Raw genomic sequence first — 2891 nt, forward strand, 5'->3', positions numbered from 1 at the left:
CACCCCCCGCCCCCCGGGTGGACCGCCGGTGCGGCGCAGGGCGGGTGACTTTGCTGAACTGGGTTGGTATGCTCCCGTCCCGCTTCTACAGCGCTGTAGACGCGGGAACCGCTGCCTGGACGCTCCGCGTCCCGGCACGCAGAGCGGCGCGCTCGCGCCGCGGCAGCCGAAACGATCGAGGGAAGTGCGCATGGCCGGGCAGCGGGCGAGAACGCCGTACCAGGAGGCCGGGCCGCGCCCCGACGACGCCGCAGTCCCCGCGCAGCGGTCGCGTTCGGCGGGCGCGGCCGAGCCGGCCCCGGCGCCCGGCTCGCGGGGCCAGCGCGCGAACGCCGCCGCGCGGCGCAAGCAGCAGGCGCAGAAGCGCGGGAGCCTCGTGGCGGTCGTGCTGGCGATCGGCCTGCCGCTGGCCGGCGCCGTGGCGGACGAGCTGGGCGGCCCGGGCGTCGGCATCCTCTTCGCCGTCGCCGCCGTCCTCGGCACCGGGCTCGCCGCGCTGCTGTGCAGCCCGGCGGGCCGCTGGTGGGTGGTGACCGGCGCGCCGCTCGTGGTGCTGGTCACGGCCTCCGCCACGGAGTACGTGTTCAACGGTGACCAGTACCAGAACACCAAGCAGCTCGGCACGGGCGCGCTGCGCTGGGTCGTCGGGGCGTTCCCGGTGATGGCGGCGGCGGTGGTGGCGGCGCTCGTGGTGATCGTGGCCAAGGCCGTCGCCGAACGGCGGCGGCCGGAGGGCCGGCAGCCGGAGGCCAGGGCCGGCGGCGGCGGGACATCCGACGGCAACCGGAGGAGTCGACGTGGCTGACCGCAGGACCCCGCGCGGGCGGGCCGCGCGCAGCGGACCGGCGCCGCTGGCGGTCGCGGCCCGCACCATCGCCTGCGCCGTCTCGGTGGCCGTGCTCGGGGCGAGCGGCTTCACGTGGTACGAGTACCGCAGCCTCGACGACGGCATGACCAAGTCCGGCGCGCTCGGCGAGGCCAAGAAGAACGCCCCGCCGCACCTCGACAAGTCGGTGAACCTGCTGCTGATCGGCCTCGACAGCCGCAAGGACATGGACGGCAACGACCTGCCGAAGCAGTTCGTCGAGGACGAGCTGCACGCCGGGTCGAGCGAGATCGGCGGGTACAACACCAACGCGCTGATCGTCCTGCACATCCCGGCCAACGGCGGCAAGGTCACCGCGCTGTCCGTCCCGCGCGACGACTACGTGCAGACGGTCGGCGCGGACGGCAAGATGCACAAGATCAAGGAGGCGTACGGGATCGCGAAGGAGGCCGCCGAGGCGAAGCTCGCCAACAAGGGGCTCTCCAAGGCGGAGCTGGAGCGGCAGAGCCGCGAGGCGGGGCGCTCGGCCACCATCCAGACGGTGCAGAGCTTCCTGGACGTCCCGATCGACCACTTCGCCGAGGTCAACCTGATCGGCTTCTACGACATCGCCAAGGCGGTCGAGCCGATCCAGGTCTGCCTCAACCACCCGGTCGACGACCCGATCATCGCCCGCACCGCGAGCCACGAGGGCGGCGGCACCGGGCTCAAGCTGCCCGCCGGCATCAGCTCGCTGGACGCCGCCCAGGCGCTCTCCTTCGTCCGCCAGCGCCACCACCTCACCAACGGCGACCTCGACCGCACCCACCGCCAGCAGGCGTTCATCTCCTCGGTCGAGTACAAGCTCAAGCAGCAGGGCATCCTCAACGACTTCGGCCAGATGCAGAAGCTCTTCGGGGTGGTGAAGAAGGACGTCGTCATCGACAACGAGTGGAACATCCTCGACTTCGCCCAGCAGGCGCCCAACCTCACCGGCGGCAACGTCGAGTTCAACACCCTGCCGATCACCGGATTCAAGACGGTCGGCGGCCAGGAGGTCAACACCGTCAACCCGGACCTGATCAAGAAGATCACCCGGCAGCTCTTCAGCCGCGACCCGGCGCCCGTCCAGGCCGCGCCCGATCCCGGGGACGCCGCCGCCGCGAGCGCCGCGCCCACGACGGCCGCGGCGACGCCCGCCAAGGACAAGGCGACCGTGGACGTGCTCGCGGTGACGGCCGCCGGGCCCGGCGCGGCGGCCAACGAGTCCAAGGCGCTCACCGAACTCGGCTACCCGGCGGGCAAGGTGGGCGACGCGGCGGTCAAGACGAAGACCACCACGGTCACCTACGGCACCGGCGCCAAGGCCGACGCCCAGGCGATCGCGGCCCGCTACGGCGTCACCGCGACGGCGGCCTCGGGCGTGCCCGCGGGGCACGTCGTGGTCACGCTGGGCAGCGCCCGTGCCGCCACGCCGAGCGCCGCGCCGTCCGCCGCTCCCTCCGGCGATCAGGGCGACCCGGCGGCCGGCCTCCCGATGCAGGGACCGGCGGTCAAGGCGGGCGGGATCCCCTGCGTCGACTGAGGGCCGGCGGGTCATGAGTGCCCACGGGTTCTGAGGGCCGGCGGGTTCGCGGGGCGGTGGCCGGAGTCCGTGGCCGCCGTCCCGCGGCCTGCCCCGGAACGCCCGCCGGGTTCGATGGCAACCGATACCCTGAGTGACCGGAACGACCGAGGAGGAGAGGCGGCGGACGTGCCGAAGCGCACCACGCACGAGGAGTCGGCCTGTCCGGTCGCCCGCCCGCTCGACGTCGTCGGCGACGGCTGGACGCTGCTGATCATCCGCGACGCCTTCGACGGGCTGCGGCGCTTCGGGCAGTTCCAGAAGAACCTCGGCCTCGCGAAGAACGTCCTGTCGGCGCGCCTCGCCAGCCTCGTCGCGAACGGCGTCTTCGAGCTCGCGCCCGCCGCCGACGGCGGCCCGTACCAGGAGTACCTGCTCACCGAGAAGGGCCGCGCGCTGTTCCCGGTGGTCACGGCGCTGCGGCAGTGGGGCGACCAGTGGTTCTTCGGGGCCGACGAGCCC

3 protein-coding genes are annotated in these 2891 nt (G+C 73.4%); all 3 read left to right on the top strand.

Annotated elements, in window-relative coordinates:
* The first annotated feature begins 190 nt into the window (after positions 1-190).
* Positions 191-805, top strand: coding sequence for a DUF6542 domain-containing protein (locus ACFV4F_RS43010; protein ID WP_380439902.1), 615 nt, complete (start codon positions 191-193; stop codon positions 803-805).
* Positions 798-2390: an LCP family protein gene (locus ACFV4F_RS43015; protein ID WP_380439900.1), complete on the top strand. Its 1593-nt coding sequence runs from the start codon at positions 798-800 to the stop codon at positions 2388-2390. The genes ACFV4F_RS43010 and ACFV4F_RS43015 overlap by 8 nt, the downstream gene beginning before the upstream one ends.
* A 168-nt stretch (positions 2391-2558) precedes the next feature.
* A partial coding sequence (locus ACFV4F_RS43020; protein WP_380511432.1) for a winged helix-turn-helix transcriptional regulator occupies positions 2559-2891 on the top strand: 333 nt, incomplete at its 3' end.

The sequence above is a fragment of the Kitasatospora sp. NPDC059722 genome (assembly GCF_042733235.1).
Classification (GTDB): Bacteria; Actinomycetota; Actinomycetes; order Streptomycetales; family Streptomycetaceae; genus Kitasatospora.

Bases quoted from the DNA above. Each gene is read 5' to 3' on its own strand.
- ACFV4F_RS43010 (WP_380439902.1), top strand. From the start codon at position 191: ATGGCCGGGCAGCGGGCGAGAACGCCGTACCAGGAGGCCGGGCCGCGC.